Annotated in this window: 13 protein-coding genes; 2 read left to right on the top strand and 11 right to left on the bottom strand. The window is 37.5% G+C overall.

What is annotated here, in order from left to right; translation table 11 throughout:
* Positions 1–140 precede the first annotated feature (140 nt).
* Positions 141–1406 (top strand): site-specific integrase, encoded by a 1266-nt coding sequence (locus C1634_RS05765; protein ID WP_109738029.1) that lies wholly within the window; start codon positions 141–143, stop codon positions 1404–1406.
* A 268-nt stretch (positions 1407–1674) separates the two neighbouring features.
* On the opposite strand, the gene C1634_RS05770 is transcribed toward C1634_RS05765, so the two are convergent.
* The 11 genes from C1634_RS05770 to C1634_RS05820 form a co-directional block, all read right to left on the bottom strand.
* Positions 1675–2031, bottom strand: a complete 357-nt coding sequence (locus C1634_RS05770) for an immunity protein Imm33 domain-containing protein (protein WP_103234082.1) — start codon at positions 2029–2031, stop codon at positions 1675–1677.
* Positions 2032–2081: 50 nt separating this feature from the next.
* The gene (locus tag C1634_RS05775; RefSeq protein WP_109738030.1) at positions 2082–2567 is read right to left on the bottom strand and encodes an ankyrin repeat domain-containing protein; all 486 of its coding nucleotides are present in this window, start codon (positions 2565–2567) and stop codon (positions 2082–2084) included.
* Between the two features lie 472 nt (positions 2568–3039).
* Positions 3040–3585 carry a hypothetical protein gene (locus C1634_RS05780; protein WP_103234079.1) on the bottom strand — a complete coding sequence of 182 codons (546 nt, stop codon included), beginning with the start codon at positions 3583–3585 and terminating at the stop codon, positions 3040–3042.
* Positions 3586–3605: 20 nt separating this feature from the next.
* Positions 3606–4604, bottom strand: a complete 999-nt coding sequence (locus C1634_RS05785; protein ID WP_185145117.1) for an RHS repeat domain-containing protein — start codon at positions 4602–4604, stop codon at positions 3606–3608.
* 82 nt (positions 4605–4686) lie between these two features.
* The gene (locus C1634_RS05790) at positions 4687–5196 is read right to left on the bottom strand and encodes an SMI1/KNR4 family protein (protein WP_103234077.1); all 510 of its coding nucleotides are present in this window, start codon (positions 5194–5196) and stop codon (positions 4687–4689) included.
* 15 nt (positions 5197–5211) lie between these two features.
* On the bottom strand, positions 5212–5871 hold the full coding sequence (locus C1634_RS05795; protein ID WP_103234076.1) for a hypothetical protein: 660 nt from the start codon (positions 5869–5871) through the stop codon (positions 5212–5214).
* The gene (locus C1634_RS05800) at positions 5868–9239 is read right to left on the bottom strand and encodes a DUF6443 domain-containing protein (protein WP_109738032.1); all 3372 of its coding nucleotides are present in this window, start codon (positions 9237–9239) and stop codon (positions 5868–5870) included. The genes C1634_RS05795 and C1634_RS05800 overlap by 4 nt, the downstream gene beginning before the upstream one ends.
* A gap of 6 nt (positions 9240–9245) precedes the next feature.
* Complete coding sequence (locus C1634_RS05805; protein ID WP_109738033.1) at positions 9246–12692, bottom strand: hypothetical protein; 3447 nt, start codon at positions 12690–12692, stop codon at positions 9246–9248.
* A 7-nt stretch (positions 12693–12699) separates the two neighbouring features.
* Positions 12700–13962, bottom strand: coding sequence for a T9SS type A sorting domain-containing protein (locus tag C1634_RS05810; RefSeq protein WP_228409996.1), 1263 nt, complete (start codon positions 13960–13962; stop codon positions 12700–12702).
* Between the two features lie 58 nt (positions 13963–14020).
* On the bottom strand, positions 14021–15085 hold the full coding sequence (locus C1634_RS05815; protein ID WP_103234525.1) for an IS110 family RNA-guided transposase: 1065 nt from the start codon (positions 15083–15085) through the stop codon (positions 14021–14023).
* A gap of 197 nt (positions 15086–15282) precedes the next feature.
* Complete coding sequence (locus tag C1634_RS05820; protein WP_228409998.1) at positions 15283–15633, bottom strand: hypothetical protein; 351 nt, start codon at positions 15631–15633, stop codon at positions 15283–15285.
* Positions 15634–16481: 848 nt separating this feature from the next.
* Here C1634_RS05820 and C1634_RS05835 point away from each other — a divergent pair.
* Positions 16482–16898: a single-stranded DNA-binding protein gene (locus C1634_RS05835; RefSeq protein ID WP_103234528.1), complete on the top strand. Its 417-nt coding sequence runs from the start codon at positions 16482–16484 to the stop codon at positions 16896–16898.
* The last annotated feature ends 14 nt before the right edge of the window (positions 16899–16912 follow it).

Consider the following 16912-nt stretch of genomic DNA (forward strand, 5'->3'; position numbering starts at 1 on the left):
ACAAAGATAGGTTACCAAATCGTTACCGGTCTTTAAAAAGCATGAAGTTCATAATTGCTTATATTTCAGTATTTTACATTCTTTTTCATATGCCCTTGTAACTCATTAAAAATTAATTTTATACCATTAAATTTTGAGTTATGGAAAAGACAAAAAGATCCACGTTCAAGCTGTTGTTCTACCTGAAAAAAAACGCCCCTAAGAAAAATGGAAGAGTATCCGTTATGGGACGTGTTACGGTTGATGGGAAAATGGCACAGTTCAGTACAAAGCTGGAGATCAATCCCGAAAACTGGGATCTGAAATTCGGAAGGGTTTCAGGGAAAAGTGATGAAGCCAGAACAATCAATCAAAAATTAGACAAGCTGAGGCTCCTGATAGACAAACATTATTTGGAAATGATGCACAATGAGGGGTTTGTGACGGCTGACAAGCTGAAAATTGCCTTTTTGGGTATTGGGGTAATAAGCGATTCGTTATTGAAGGTTTTTAAGAAGCATAACGAAGATTTTAAAAAAGAGGTAGATAAGGAAGAAAAAGCTTTAAACACCTACATCAAGTACGAAATCGTCTACCGTCACCTCGCCGAATTTATTAAGGAACGGCATCACAGGAATGATATGGCATTTCGGGAATTGGTTCCCGATTTTATCCGGGAGTTTGACAGCTTTTTAAGGATTGACAAGGAATTTACCCATAATACGGTATGGGTGTATACCATGCCTGTGTTAAAAATGGTAGAGATGGCGAGGAAAAAAGGGCTGATACATAAGAATCCGTTTGAAGAGTACAGTATCTCTATGAAAGAAACCGACCGTGGCTATTTCCTGAAAGAAGATGTGGAGAAAATTATGCTCTGTAAGCCCGCCAATAAATTGACTGAACTTGTCAGAGATATGTTTATTTTCAGCTGCTTTACAGGACTTTCCTACATCGATATCAAAAGGCTGAAAAAAAGCAATATCCAATCCTTCTTTGACAGTCATCAATGGATCATCAGCAGAAGAAAGAAGTCTGATGTTACTTCTAATGTCCGGTTATTGGAAATACCCAAACGGATCATTGAAAAATACACCGGTATCACAGGGAGTGATCTTATTTTCCCCATGCCGGTTAACTGCACCTGTAACAAGCATCTCAGAAAGGCCATTGCAGAAGCCGGAGTGATTACCGAAACCCGGGATTCTTTCCATAAAGGGCGTCATACCTTTGGTACGATGCTGCTGACCGAAGGGGTACCGCTTGAAAGCCTGAGCAAAATGATGGGACACAAGAATATTGCTACCACACAGATCTATGCTAAAATAGTCAACCAAAAGATAAGCAAGGATATGGATCTTGTATCCAAAAAGTTTGAAAAAATGGAAGTTGCATTCATTTCCATGGAAGATGAACTCGTGATGTAAGAAGTTTATCGCATGATAATTAATGACACCCACTTAATGAAAGCAGGATTTTACGATCCTGCTTTTTAATGAAAGTGTCAATAAATGTCTAATTTTTAGCTTATTTATTTGTAAGCTAACATAGAACGTTACAAATTAAATCTTACTAGCTAATTTTCACCAAATTGCATCCTTTAAATATTTGTAAGCAATATATTTATCTACTAAAACAGCACGGATAATAAACCCATGCTACAATTTCATAGACACATATTATGCTCTTCTATCCTTAATCTTCTAGCAATAAACTCTCATCAAACCAAACATCTTCATATCCCTTGCTATCTATAAGAAACCTATTTCCTGGAGGTAACCCCAAATATTTAATAACAAAAGAAGCCTTGTCTAATAAGTGATGGGTGTGTGAAGGGTTAAAAAAATCAAAATCTTCTGGATTGAAGTCTTCACCTGACCATATATACCAACCATTCAGGGTTTCTGTACGTGGATGCCTTAATCCATTTATCTGTAAAGAAGGATTAAAATTTTTCCCTAAAGCAATTAACGAATCTAACTCTACAAAATCTGCTATCTGCGAATATTTTCTGCAAATTTTTTCTTGTTTTTCAATGTATATATTGTTCATTACTTGTAAAAAATAAGCCACAATATCTATGGCTTATTTATCAATGTTACTTATTTAGTCAAGATTCTTTGCAATTCTTCATCGCCAAACTGCTTTGCCAGATCTAATGGGGATCTGTCACTATTATTTTTAGAGTTTGAATCAATACCATATTCTTTTAGAAGTTTAACTATATCATAATCTCCATCAGAATTAAAAACAGCAACCCACATTGCATTATTCCCATATTGATCTTTAATATCTTTCTCTATTCCTTTAGCATTTAATAACAATTTAGTAAACTCATAATTATTATGATCTACACTATAGTGCAAAGGTGTTTTACCCTCATCATCTTGTTTGTTAATATTGATATTACAATATAAAAGATAATTCAAAATTTCTAATGCATCATAAGCAACTGCTTCATGAAGAAGATTTTGCTTATATTCATTCACAAATCTATTTACATTCGTTTCATTTAAAATTTTCTTTACGCTTTCTAATTCATTGAATCTAACCATTTGAAAGACATTATCAGTATTATTGTTGTTCATATTTTCTGCTCAATTTGCATTAATATGGAAGTGTTGAAGCATCTTCATCTATCTCTCTTCCTTTCTTCATCAAAGAATGTATACAAACGTTTCAATTCAGATAATAACATTTCTTGAAATGAATTCCATTGAACTTTTGAAGTTGCATCGTCTGGTGAACAACAATGTACAATATTAGTATCTTTTTATCTATATATAAACGTGATCCATCCCATTGATAGCTTCCGATAAAAAAATAACTTTCTATTGCAGTCTGGCGATACTGTACCATTAAGATTAAAATTTCCACCAAACTCTAATCCAAAAGGATAATAGTGGGTAGTCCTGTCTACTTTAACGTTACCGGAAGCATCTTTATAATACGCAGCTCTGATGTTTCCTACCTATGTTTTGGCCTTTAAAATTTAGGGTATTGAAAACAACACCCTAAACCATGATCAATACATTTGAAAAATTACTTATAAAAAAATAATTAAATCTTCTTTTTCCATCCTAAACCTCCGTCTGTCTCTTCAGCATTGTTTTTTTCAATCCATTCAATTGCTGATTTAGAATAAAAAAAATCTTTATCATTAGAATACCTTTGTAAAAATTCTTTTTTAAAGTCTCTAATTACGCTATCACACCATTCACAAAATGAATGAGATTTTTCTTCCAGTTCGTCTAAATTGTTGTAAAATGATTTGACAAAATATAATCTACCACTTTGTAAAATATTTCTATCATAGGCATAGTAACCTCCTAAACTAAATTCTAACAAATAACTTCTATTGATGTCAAAATATTTCTTACCATTGTCTGTTGAAAGAACTACTATCTTGTCTAAGAATTGAGATATTAATAAGTATACTTGAAATATACCTTCTTCGATAGAAGGTAATGTTTTAGAAGTTACAATTTCAGAGGTATCCGATATATTTTGTTTAAGTATCACCATAATATTCCTTTCTAAAATCATCTCATTGATTCTATCATGGTCATCTGGTGTAATAAAGAAATTTAATTGTTTCGAAGCCATTTTTGTTTCTGTTTTAAATATTAAGGTGCAATTCTTCCTGCATTATCCAATTTCTTAGGGTAGACTTTGGGAGTCACTTGATTATAAGGTACAAATTCAGGTCTTGTTCCAGTCGCCTTTTCAATATCATCTAATGCTTTTTTTTCTCTTGATACCGGAGTACCGTTTTTATTCTGCCTACCAACTTGAAAACGTTTAATCTCACCAGTTTTTGGGTCTCTTCCCTGTATATCAATAAATCTTTTCGATTTAACTCCATCAGGAGTTCTTACCAATGCTTCTTGTCTTATTTCTGTGAATCCATCAGCTTCTAATTTTTTTCCAACTTCTTCTATTTTCGACTGATGTAGTGGTCCTCCAGCTTTTCCATAGGGATTCGGCACTTTTCCTATGGTTGTTTCTGCAATACCAGCATTGGCTTCTGCACCCGTGAAAACTCCTTTCATTGCAGACCAAACTCTTCCAAAGAACCCTGATGCACTTGCTGCTCTTACGGATAGTACAACTTCCTCAATTTCAAATATAGGTGCAGAAATAACCAAGGTGTTAACTTCCTGCATTGCATCAGCATGTTCTCTTAATCTGGAAGCTTCAACACTTTGTCCTCGCGCATCAAGACTGTTAGCTCGTTTTAACCTTTCTTCATAAACCTTTGCTGCATTCATTGGTAAATGCTCCAGACCTTCAAGCTCTCTACCATCAACAACCCTGTTCTCAGAGAAATTATAATGCGATTGATAAGCGTACTTTTCACTTAACGGGTCAACATTAAAGAACCTCGCCATCGCAGGATCATAGTTCCTCCATCGATAAGAACTCCATCCTGTTTCTATTTGCTTTTCCTGTCCTTGTGTAGAGTATTTATAGTTTGGAGTAATTGAATTGGAAGTATTCAGCTCTCCACCAAACTCTAAACCGAAAGGATAGTAATGGTTGGCTCTGTCTATTTTCAGGTTTCCGGAAGCATCTTTGTAATACGCTAATCTGACGTTTCCTACCTGATAGGAACAAGTACGTATTAACCTTTAAAATTTCGGGTATTATTTTTCAATACCCGAAATTATTAACTATATATTTTAAATATTGTCATTTGTATCATCACTATTTTTCTGTACCATCAAAATTGTAATTTTGAAGAGTCCATTCTATCATAACTTCACCAATCCACTCTGTAAAATTCGCATTACTGACCTCTACATCTTCAAAATTCGCATAATCAAAGTCCCATTGCCAAAATACTATTGGACATATACCTTCAATTAATTTTGATAAATCTAAACAATAATGATTTCCTTGACCATCTGGAGAAAAAGGAACAAAAAAGTTAGGCATTGTATTTTCTACTTCTGAATGTTCAAATTCATAAATTTCATCTAGGGAATTACCCTTAAACTTTGATGATAGTCCAAATACTTCAGTTCCAGCCAATGTAATTCCGTTATGTTTTTTTAAGATGTATTTAAAGTCTTCAGGAAGTTTAAATCCTATTTTTTGTTCGAAATCCTCTAATCTGGTATCTAAAATTTCTTCACCTAATAATAAAATTTCAGATGAGAATTTATAAAGTTCTTCAAGTATTTGATTACATCTATCTATTATTTCTGTTTCCATAAATAATATTATTCTCTAATTGTATTTTTTGGAAGCCAACAACTCTTTAAGCTTGAAAAATTCAATCTTGGTATTTTCTTCTGCATCTTCCATTCGTTCTTCGTATATTTTTACAAGTTTCTCATAATGAGGGTTGTTGTTGAGTTTTGCAGCGATTATGGCAATATTCGCTCTTGATGGATATATATAGTTGTGTACACACATTTTATCAGGGTACTCATTCAGTAGCTCATCTACACGACTGACAGTAGAATTGCTATCAAAATATGGTAAAATATCCTCTTCAAGATATTCAGGGATGACTTTAATTAGATGTTGTATATCATTATCATTCTCAATCAGCCAATATTTAGTAGGCTTCCTCTTGTAATTAGTAGCGTCACCATCATAATCTCGGATATGAGAAAAGTAATTTCCCAGTGTTGAATAAGGTCTTCCCTCAATTTGAGCAATTGATTTATAAATAGATTCTATCGCATGTACATGAATTATTAGTTCAGGTTTTATGGTTATAGTAATGTCGTTTTCCTTATAATAGTGCAACCGAAATATTTGATCTGACGTCTCTGTTTTTCGAATAAATTCAGTCTGCGTCTTTCTGTATTTAAATCCATGCTTTTGAAAGCTTTTTAAAATGCCTTCACTTATCTGCTGTGATACTTCTTTTATTTTCATCGTCTTGTTACTCTATCTGGTATGTTATTAATATTTATTTCTTGTCCTTTTGCTTCTCCTGCCTTTTTCCCTGTAAGTTCTACTGTTTCTCCATTACGATACCTTTTCTGTGGCTTGCTAAGTTTAGCTTCTCCTGTTTTAGTTTCGTTAGTTCCTTTAACTTTCTTTGTTTGACCATCCAATATAACATTATCGAATACGGTTGTTTTACCATCTTTAAACTTACCTGTAACCTGCGTTAATACGTCATCATCTGGAAACTCATCTTCAAGTTCATTTGTAACTTCTTTCTCTGCTTTTTTTCCCTTAGTCTTATTATTTTCAAAAGTTGTTTTCTTCTTTTCAGCAGAAGAGCCACTATCTCCGCTTTTTACTTTTTTATCACTATCGTTGTTAAGTACACGGTTAGCGATTACTAATCCGGTACTACCTACTGCTGCTGCCACATTTATCTGAGTACCAATTACTCTTAATAAGCCATTATAGTTATTAATAGCATTACCCTTCATCTGCTCATACACTGCAGATCCTGCTCCCGCTTTTCCAGCGTAAATAGGAGGAGGTGTCATAGCTCCAACTCCGTATGCTGGTATTGGTATCCATTCTAAGCCTTCCAGCTCTCTACCATCAACAACCCTATTTTCTGAGAAATTGTAATGCGACTGATAAGCATATTTTTCACTTAATGGGTCTACATTGAAGAACCTTCCCATAGCGGCATCATAGTTCCTCCATCGGTAAGAGCTCCATCTACTATCTGCCTGGTTTTCCTGCCCCTGAGTAGAGTATCTGTAGTTTGGCGATACTGTACCATTAAGATTCAAATCTCCGCCAAACTCTAATCCAAAAGGATAGTAATGGTTGGTTCTGTCTATTTTCAGGTTTCCGGAAGCATCTTTGTAATACGCTAATCTGACGTTTCCTACCTGATCGGTATAGTTGTAAATATACTTATTTTGTACGAAATCATAATATCCTTCAGAGGTAGGGACAAAACTCAGTACATCATTGGTATACTGGAAGCCGTCCAGATAGTCTGTTTTACTTACGGCCTCGCTCTGTCCTCTTCCTGCTCCATAGGTGTACGTCTTTCTGAGCTTAGTTCCCCCTGCATTGTACAGATATTTTGTATTGACTTTATAAAACTGTCCGTTCTCACGGGAAAGATACTCCTTATCAAATTTTATATAGTTGGGAAGATTAAGGTGATTGTAATCGATCTGCAGAATACCTTTATCATAATGTTTGGTCATGTTCCCATTGCTGTCATAAGGGATAGGATTTCCCGAAATATCAGGATACCCTGCATAATTACCTGAAGCATCAGTTACTGATGTAAGCCTGTTCCCTGTGTAGGTATAGCTCAGATCATCCATCAGCTGTACTTCGATACCAAGAAAATACCTGTTTCTTTTTAAGGTCTGGATATTCCCGTTTACGTCATAGGTAAGGGTTTCATTGTAACGATTATTCTTGGGAATTGTTCCATTGGGTTCAGAATAAATCCCACTTTTTAATCTATCTAATCCGTCGTACTGGTAATTATATCTTCTAAACCATCCACCATCAGCAGCCTGCCAGTCCATTTCTGCAATATTCCCATTGTATTTTCCTGTAGAAACTTCAGAATAAGCAGGATTGTGATATTTAAGTTCATAAGCGAAAAGCTTTCCGTTCAAGTTGGCAGGATCATTTACTTTCGTAAGCCAGCCTCTGATATTGTAGGTTTGGTCTATAGACTGCAAAGGCGTACCCGTGGTATTGCCTGTCTTTTTATTGGTAAGCTGTCCCAGATCATTGTAGGTGTTTTCTGCCAGCAGTTCTTCTGTTTGGTTGTTCACCTTATGATAATGCTTCAGCAGTCTTTTCTGATCATCATACACAAACCTTTCTTTGAGGGCAACTTCTGTGCTGGCATCCAATCTTTTGTGATAGGTATAGCTTTCATCTACTGCCCCGGAAAAATCAAGCTTAAATTCCTTTTTGGTGTACCCCCCTAAATGGTTCCAGCTTTTCTCAGCAATCTTTCCCCCTTTGGTATTATAATAGAAATAGGTTTTCGTCCAGTTGTCATCCTCAATATTCTTTACATAAGAAGCTGTTGGCAGACCTTGGGTATTAGCCCCTCCGTTAAGTGACTTGTCTTCGTTAACTACATATTGATCGAGGATTTTCGCAGGAGGAAACTCCTTGGTATCCCTTGGATAAGAGTCATAGTAATTAACTGAAAGAAGAGTCTGAAAATTAGTAAAAAGAGTATTGGTGTAATACACCATAATCCCATTTTTGCTAAAGCCTGTAGCAGTAGGTGTTTCGCTAATAACAAGATTACTAATCTGTCCCTGTAGATCTGCCCGGCTTCCTCCAGAGATAAGCCCGGTATAGGCAACACGGCCAAAGGCATCATACTTGGTCAGCAGCCATTGCCCTTTATTTTTCAGGTTCACATCCTGGGTAAGAACCGGGCGGTCTGCAGCATCATACACCACAGATTCCCAATCATCCCTTCCTGGTAACCTTTTCTCCACCTGTCTGCCCAGTCCATCATATCGATACTGGTAGCACAGGCTGTTCAAAATATCCGCAGAAATAACATTGTTATTCTGTTCTATCTTCTTTAGAGCCAGAGCGGGAATTACAAATGCTTTTTGCCCATATTCGTTGTAGACATAATAGGTGTCAATGTTCTGTGATCCATCGGTTCTACGTACCAGTACCGTCTCACCACGTCCATTCTGAAACTGAACGACCGGAGTCCCGTCTTCATCGGTTACGGTATTTTTGTACAGAATCCCCGCATCGTAAAAGCCACTTCCCGGTGCTATGGATACAGTGGAAATTGTTTTGTTATCTGTTCCAGCGGTAGCTGTAGTTGTACTCGTGATAAATTTCTTTACCTCTGAGCCCTGGTTTACTTCATATTTATACTTTTGGGTATGTCCACCTCCCATCTTCCACGGATCACCCGGCTGAGCCAGCTGTAATACTCTGTCTAATGGAGAGTTTTCAATTTCTTTTTCCGTGTAGGCATTGGCCGCACCATAATAAGAATTAGCTGTACTTTCATTCACAATTCCTGTATGGATAGCAGAATTGAGGGTATTAGCCGGAACAGGAAGAATATCCTTCGCCTGTCTTCCAAAAGCATCATAGGTAATGGGGGTAACCAGGTCTTTCCCTGTAGTGGTAGCTTTTACACTAACAATCTGTTTAGGTCTTCCCAACCCATCGATATAGGTTACCGTCTCTATTTTTTTACTGCAGTCACCGCTTAGGCAGGTTTTGGACTGTATAAAGTTTTCTGTTGTACTTTGTGCATAGGTCACCATGGCTGTAAACAGCAGACCTAATAGTTTTATTTTTTTCATTGGTGTTTACTGCTTATAGTTATACTTGAATTCTTTCACCACCTTGAAGCTGTAGTTTCCGGCGTTGTCTCTTTCCCTTATCTGAACCTGTTTCAATCGGTTAGCAGTGTCATAGACATACAGCTCTCTTATTCCTGATGGTGGTGTAATGGTGGTTACTCCCACCAAAGGATCGTAGGTATATTTGGTTACCATCCCCACAGGCTGGAAGGCATCAAGAGCCAATAAGAGTTCTGCTTCTTTAGTAGGATCAGTGGCATCTTCATTGGATTTCGCTACGATAGTACTGATCATTCCTTCGATTTGACTATAGGTAGAGCCTACAACTTTGGCAATCGGTCTGGTTTTGTTATATCCCCAGACAATACTTACAGGAGTACCGTCTTTCTCTCTGTATTGCAGAATATTTCCTTTTTCATCGTATTTTTCATAAGATACCTCCTTAGAGGAAACAGTTGGGTTCAGAGTATCATAAGAATATTCAGACAGAGGAAGTACTAAATTTCCGGTGATTGCATGAGGCAGAGCAGGTGGATAAATAGTTTCCTCACGGGAGGTTACTTTGGCTATATTATCTACAGTTTGCTGCGTCTTTGTTTCCAGTGGAATGCCTACCATATTTCTATCAATCATCAGCTGGTTGCTTTTCTCATGGGCATACTGATACGTTTTTTCTGCTGTGGACAGATCCGGAAAAATAGTTTTCTGGCTCGTCAGCTGAGTATGTTTTGGATTATTATAGAAATACTGAGTTTCTGTTTTCATCGCAGTTCCATTCAGATAATCTGTAGTTTTCTGGGACTTTAGGTACTCGAAATGGGAAATATTTTTGTATTGTACAATATCAAGATTGTCCAATTGATCATCAAAAGTAATAATGTCACCAACGTTTTTACCATAGCATTGATGTTTGTAAACTAATGTTACATTATTAGCTCCAGGTGTATAGCAGTTTTTATAGCCGTCTACAGACTTTCTGAAATGATTATGATTTGTGGTACAATAAGTTTGTTCGTACGTTGCATTAATCTTTGCAGCCGTACAGGTCTGGGTAACATTCATTGATACCGGAACATCGTAGTTCTTTCTGATGGCAAAGCCGTCTACCTGGAATTTTCTTGTTGTGTCCTCTTCGTAATTCATCTCCAGCGTTCTTACGATATTATTTCCACTATCCAGATACTTGGTTAGAATCTCATTCCCGTTGCTCCATCCAAAGTTGGTCCAGGGTGCCGATTTTATATCTGCTCCCCGCAAAATCTTCCCGAAATAATCAGTTTCGGTAGAATACTGATGTACGATCGTCGATTTACCATCGATAATTTCCTGCACTGTTTTATAAAAAAGATTGGGGTGCGTGGCATTAAGTTGGTTGATATTGGAAGAAGTGAGCGCGCAATAAGTAAATCTTTCAACTCCCCAGGGGATAGACCCTCCGGTACTCCCTGGTAGCGAGTTCTGGACACAGGTTCTTGTTTTATTTAATCCCTCTGTAAAAACAGGCTCTCTAACCACTATTGCATTTGAAAATGATTCTCCAATATCTTTATAAACAAACCGGCGGGTTGTAGCAACACCGTTTTCCGAATTATCTACAATTTTACTGATTCTTACCCCTTGAATATCAGTCTGGACGTATCCATAAACAGGTTCAGCCGTCGTGTAACTAGCGGCTATAGATGATCTTGTACACTCAAAAGAAGTGGTAATTGAAAGTTTTAGTAACTGATTTTTGGGAATCTGCGCATAAAATGTATTTCCATTCAGAGGTAAAACAAACGTAGTCCCTATTGTAGTTGTTGATCCACCTGGATTTTTAATATAAAAAGGAATAAGCTCTCCATTGGGTTTTGTAAGTTTAACAGCAGCTCTATGTTTCCCTGTTACCTGTAAATTGGGATCACATTTTGTGACATTGAAAGATGCCGATCCACCAAGCATAGTTTCTTCATCCAGTATAGAAGTAAAAGTTTCTGATTTTGTTATATGAGGATTTGTGGCATCAATATCGGTACTCTCTGCACCTATTGAAACTCCACTGCTTTGACCTGGCGTAATAAGTTTATCTTGTTTTTGGGTATGATTTTCATATGAAAATTCCGTATTTCCTTTGGTTGGATAAATTATTTTTTTTAGCATTCCAACCTGTGATTTAGCAGGAACTACCCCCTGAGCTGCACCAGTGTAAGATATTGATGGTATTGAAAACTGAGGAATAAGATTGGTGTTGGTTAACATACCATTATAGTAGCCTCCTGTATCTCTGGCAAAGGAAAGCCTTGCCGGAAGCTCTTCAGGATTTATATATTCAAAAGAATGAACTGCTTTTGATATGTTATCACTAATACTGTTTAAAAACAGCCTTTTATTGGCAGTAAGCGAATAGCTCAGATTTATGTCATTAATAGTCACAGAATTTAATTTTCTGATAATCTTACTAAGCTTCTGATAATCTTGATCTCCTGTTGATGTCGTATATTCAAAGGTAATTTCTCCATAATTTGGATTATTGCTATAAATCCTTTTGATTTGTTTTCCACCCACGGCTTGTAAATGACTGATTAGTCCACCAACTACTGGTGGGAGAGAAAATGCGGAGCCTCCACACACTGAAGGTTGTGCTGGCCCTATGGTATATCGCATCATTTGAGAATTAGTCAAGGTGGTAGAATATCCTGCATTCTGATTCTCAATAATAATCTGTTCCCCACTTGCCGGATCTTCTATTTTGGTAAGATACCAGGCAGTGATATTATTAGATAAAAGTGAATGTCCATCTCCTGAAGTCCTGTTCTCTGTAGTTTCCTTATCTGTAAAATAATATTTAATCCCATCATCCATCGTAATGGTGAAAGAATTGCCACCACTTTGCCCTTCAACAATGACATCTTTCTGGGAATAAACGATAGGCATTCCTCTTCTGTCGAATACAAACTTAATGCTGTGCCCGTTAAAATTAGCCATATATAGATCCTGCTCCGAATCAACCAGATCATTGGAAGCATTCTGGAAGTACTGCATAACTACAGGATGGCGTGTACCTAAGTTCTCAATATCAGAAGGGAAAGATATATTTACATTTTCTTCATCAGGAAGATCCCTGATAGTCCTTGTAATCACACCAGCTGTGATCATATTCCAACCGAGTCCGGTGGACCCGTTCATGTCATCGATTTTAATTCCATTCGACCCATAGCTCAGCGCCACAGGAAGGCTAAGATTTCCGGCCTCGTAATTTGTCAAAGGTATATTAACGTTAGCCGTACCTGTAAAAAGACTTACTGGTATATTCCCATAACTGCCTAATTTAAATGCTTCAGGGGAAGAAGGGAATATTTTAGGTAAGGTGGAAGGGTTACCTCCCGTTATTTGCGGGCCTGAAGGCCCCCCACCTTGACCTGCAACAGAAATCATAGCTGCAAGAAAAAGGATAGTAATAATTTTTCTTTTCATTGTGTTTTTATTTCTTAATTAGTTTAGCATTCGCCGTTTTATTCGTATCAGTTTTGATCGTTACTACGTATGCTCCCTGAACAAGGGCTTGCGTATTGATTTTAGTCACTTTGTTCTTTGTTTTTATACTTTGGAGCTGTCTTCCAGACATGTCATACAATAGAATATCAGCCTCTTTGAAGTCGTTGAATCCTATTTCTACGTAAGCATAATCAGATACTGGATTGGGATAGATCTTGATGTCATATTTTTCAATGAGTTGATCAACCTGCTTGTCGCCCAGTTTTATGATCTTCCAGTTTTCTTTACCCAGTTCTTCTGCACTGGTTCCGGCCAGAACAATAGAACCATCTCTGTTCAGTTTCAAATCTGAAAGTCGCTCTTCTTTTTGTCTGGATTCTCCCGTAATATATTTTCTCCATGCTTCGTTCCCTAACTGGTTAATATAGAGTAGCCAAAAAGTATTATCCTCTGCCTTCACTCTGCCCTCGGAAGGAGTATATCCCCCCAGTAAAATTCCTTTGGTAGAGTTGTCATCTGCTGAATGTAAAACGCTCATGCCCATCAGAATATCACGGTTTCCAAAGTTGTAGGACTTCTGCCACCTTTCATTTCCTTTGTCATCAAGGGCAACTAACCAAAGGTCTGTTCCTTCTTCTATTCCTACCATTTTATTTCCTGATCTTTCTGATCTGGATTCTCCACCAATAATGAAACCACTTGAAGTTAATGCCAGGGTTCTCAAATGATCATCTGCTTTACCTCCGAAGTTCTTTTCAAATTCCACTTTATTATCCTTAGAAAGTTTTACCACCCAAAAATCTCCTTCTCCATAATTTTCTGTTTTCTTTGTCCCTCCGGCATTACTTCTTGAGTAGATTCCGAGTAGTGCGCCACCGTCTTTTGTTGGAATCATCTTCTCCACTTCATCTAAACCTTTTCCGCCTAAAATAAGATGGGATAATTCTTTTCCGTCTTTGTCTAATTTGGTAATTAAAACATCTTTTGAACCGTAACCTTTTGCAGCGTTTTGCACGTTACCTGCAACGAAGAATCCTAAATCGGTGGTTTGAATGGCTGCTCTGGCTTCTTCGTCTGCGGCAGTTCCTAATGTTTTCTGCCACAGTTCCTCCCCAAACGGATTAACCCTTACGAGCCATAAATCTGACCCTCCCTTAGAATCCTCTTTCTTATCTAATCCTTTTCCGGAATAAGACGTTCCAGCAAGTAAAAAACCTCCATCCTGAGTAGATTCTGTGTTGAATTCCAAATATTTTTTAATTTTGTTTTATTCAAGGCGGCTTTATGTTAGCCTCATTAGGGCAGTTTCATTTTCGTAATGGCTGCTCTAACTTTTGTATCACTGCTACCTCTTTTGGCACGTTTGACGGCATGTAATCTTTATCAAATGGCTTATCTGTTTTAAAGATCACATAAATCAGTTCCAATATTTTCCTTTGTACCGCTACTGCGGCTTTCATTTTTATGCCATGTTTCGAAACCAGACGGACAAATAATGCTTTATGCTGATCATTAAATCTCATTGCAGATAAAGCCGGCATATGCATCGCTTTTCTAAGATGCCTGTTTCCTTTCTTGGATATTCTTGGTGTCCCTTTTACCGAGGTGCCGGAATCTTTGAGCTTGACATCCAGCCCGCTGTAACTGACCAACTGCTTCTTGCTTTTAATCAGTTCAAAACCATTTGTCTCTGCCAGGGCTATTACTGCGGTTAATTTTCCTACTCCCGGTATAGTAGTTATCATATTAATCTTTTTAACCAATTCCGTATCCTTTTTGACAAGAGCCCCTATCTCTGCTTTAATTTCCAGATCTTGTTTATCGATTAACCTGATACGTTTATTGGTCCTGTTGATACTGCTTTGATTGGGAAAAGCTTCTGCATTTTCCGCATGCAACTGGTTCTTTAACACCGTTCTATCTGCAATCAGCTGCCCCCTTTCACGGGTTAGCTGCTTCAGGTCTCTGAATATCTTTTTTGGCTTTTGCCATACTTCCAGTTTCCTTTCCAGTCCAAAGCGGGTAATGGCTTGTGATGCTGTTTTGTCGGTAACCGTATTTACATCAAGTGTCCTGAAAAAATTGCTGATCTTGTTGGGTAGAACAATGCTTACTTCTGAGCCATTGTCGGTCAGAAAATAGGCTAATGATTCATGGTAAACACCGGTAGCTTCCATTACATAATGGATCTTTACATCATTTTTAACCTGCTTTTCAGCCCACTGGGTTAAAGCTTTAAATCCTTTTGGGTTGTTTGGAAATACCTTGTAGTCAAAGATCTCTAAAGTTAATTCCTGATCCATACGTCCTAGGGATACTACCAGTTCCTTTTGAGCTACGTCAATGCCTGCTACCTGTTTTAAAATTGTCATCACTTTTTTTTATTTGTTTAATTAAATAAGTGAATAACCTTCCTTCGTCTTTTCTCCTGGGTGGATATTCTGAATATATAGCTATGCCATATTTCTTACATTCTGTTCAGACTCAAAAAGGAAAAGAACGTGAGGCAATATCTACTCATGTACATACTTTGGGAGTTGTTAAGTTACGCTTCTGCTCTCACGATCCTTCACTTTTTATTAGTAAATTTATTATTTACTAAGTGCGATTCAAACATAGGAGTAACGGTTGCGGATAAATAATCATGGTTCTGCCCGGAAAAGTATTTCTCAAAGACCAGCTCTCCCTGTTGGTTGAGTTTGATCAATTTGAAATCGAAACCATTGTTCTGCTTACTGGCTTGTTGTAATTTTTCGCTCTGAATAGAGCTTCCCGTGATCAGGTATTGCTGATCGATTGTTGTGGTGACCTGGCTTAAAAAGTCTTGCGTTGTTGACTTGATTTCTTTCTGCCATACCACTTCCTGAGCTGATCCCAGGACTGTGCATAAGGTTAAAGCACAGAAATAATTTTTTTTCATAAGCTTGTGTATTTGACTGGTTAAAAATATTATTAATAATTAGAATACATCATCCGTAAAAACCCCATATTTTCATTAATTTTTGTTAACACATGTATATTGTTGTTCAATACGTTATATCATATGGCAAAGCTATACCCGCATAGCGCCAAAACCTGTCGTATTAAAATAGAAGTGGAGATCTTTTTTCAATTCTTTATTGCTGCAATGAGAATAGAACGTCTCTTTTTGCTCCCAGTGATTGTCTTATCACCTGCTACAGCACCGAGCGGTGCAACATCCAACTTTCATAAAAAAATGTCATTTCTTTCACCAAGGCAATTTGGTAGTAATGCTTCTTTTTTTCTTTAAATAGACTTTTACAGCCCAGTTCCTTTTAGAAAAACTCTTCTCTGTATATCACATACATTCTCTTCAACCACTAAAAAAAAATTTCGGAATGAGAGGGCTGTTTCGATCACATAGGACCATTTACCTAATGGACATTGCCATTGCTTCCCATCTTTTTTATTCAAAGAACCGGGTCTGCTGTTTTGTTCCGTTTCAAGAGCAAAGGTATCTCCGTGTTTTAACCGCAGCTGAAATTTCGTTGTCCTGCGGATTTGACCAAAAATCTCCACCCATGCGGGTCGTATTTATTGTCCAAAAAATTGCATCTGCTGAACACTAACCTTTTATGCTCATGAAACGAAACAAAGCATACTCCGGCTCTTTAAACGAATAAAAAAAATGTCAGAAATGGAAAATAATAGTAGAAATGGACTTAGAGTGAAACGAAACAGCACCTCCTCTCATTACCGAATAAATCAGAAAAAAAATCAAATCTCAAACCCTAAAAATCAAAAATCATGAACATCATCGGAAGATTAACAAGCGATGCGCAGGTACGCACAGTGTTACAGGACAAACAAGTGGTAAACTTCTCAGTAGCCACCAACGAGAGCTACAAAAACAAGCAGGGCGAGCGTGTAAAGCAGACCACCTATTTCGACTGCGCCTATTGGATAAGCCCCAATATCGCAAAAATACTCACCAAAGGGACACTCGTAGAGCTGTCGGGACGAGTGTACGCACGAGCGTGGCAAGGCAGTGACGGACAACCCCACGCAGGGCTCAACTTCCACACCTCCCAAATCAAACTCCACGGAGGGGGTGGCGGTAAAAACGCAGAAACACCTGAAACCTCACAAGCTTCAGAATATACCCCAACCCCGCAGGACAACGAGTTTAACAATATGGGAGCAGAGGGCGACCTCCCATTTTAACAGCGGTCATTACA

This window comes from Chryseobacterium viscerum, assembly GCF_002899945.2.
GTDB classification, from domain to species: Bacteria; Bacteroidota; Bacteroidia; order Flavobacteriales; family Weeksellaceae; genus Chryseobacterium; species Chryseobacterium viscerum.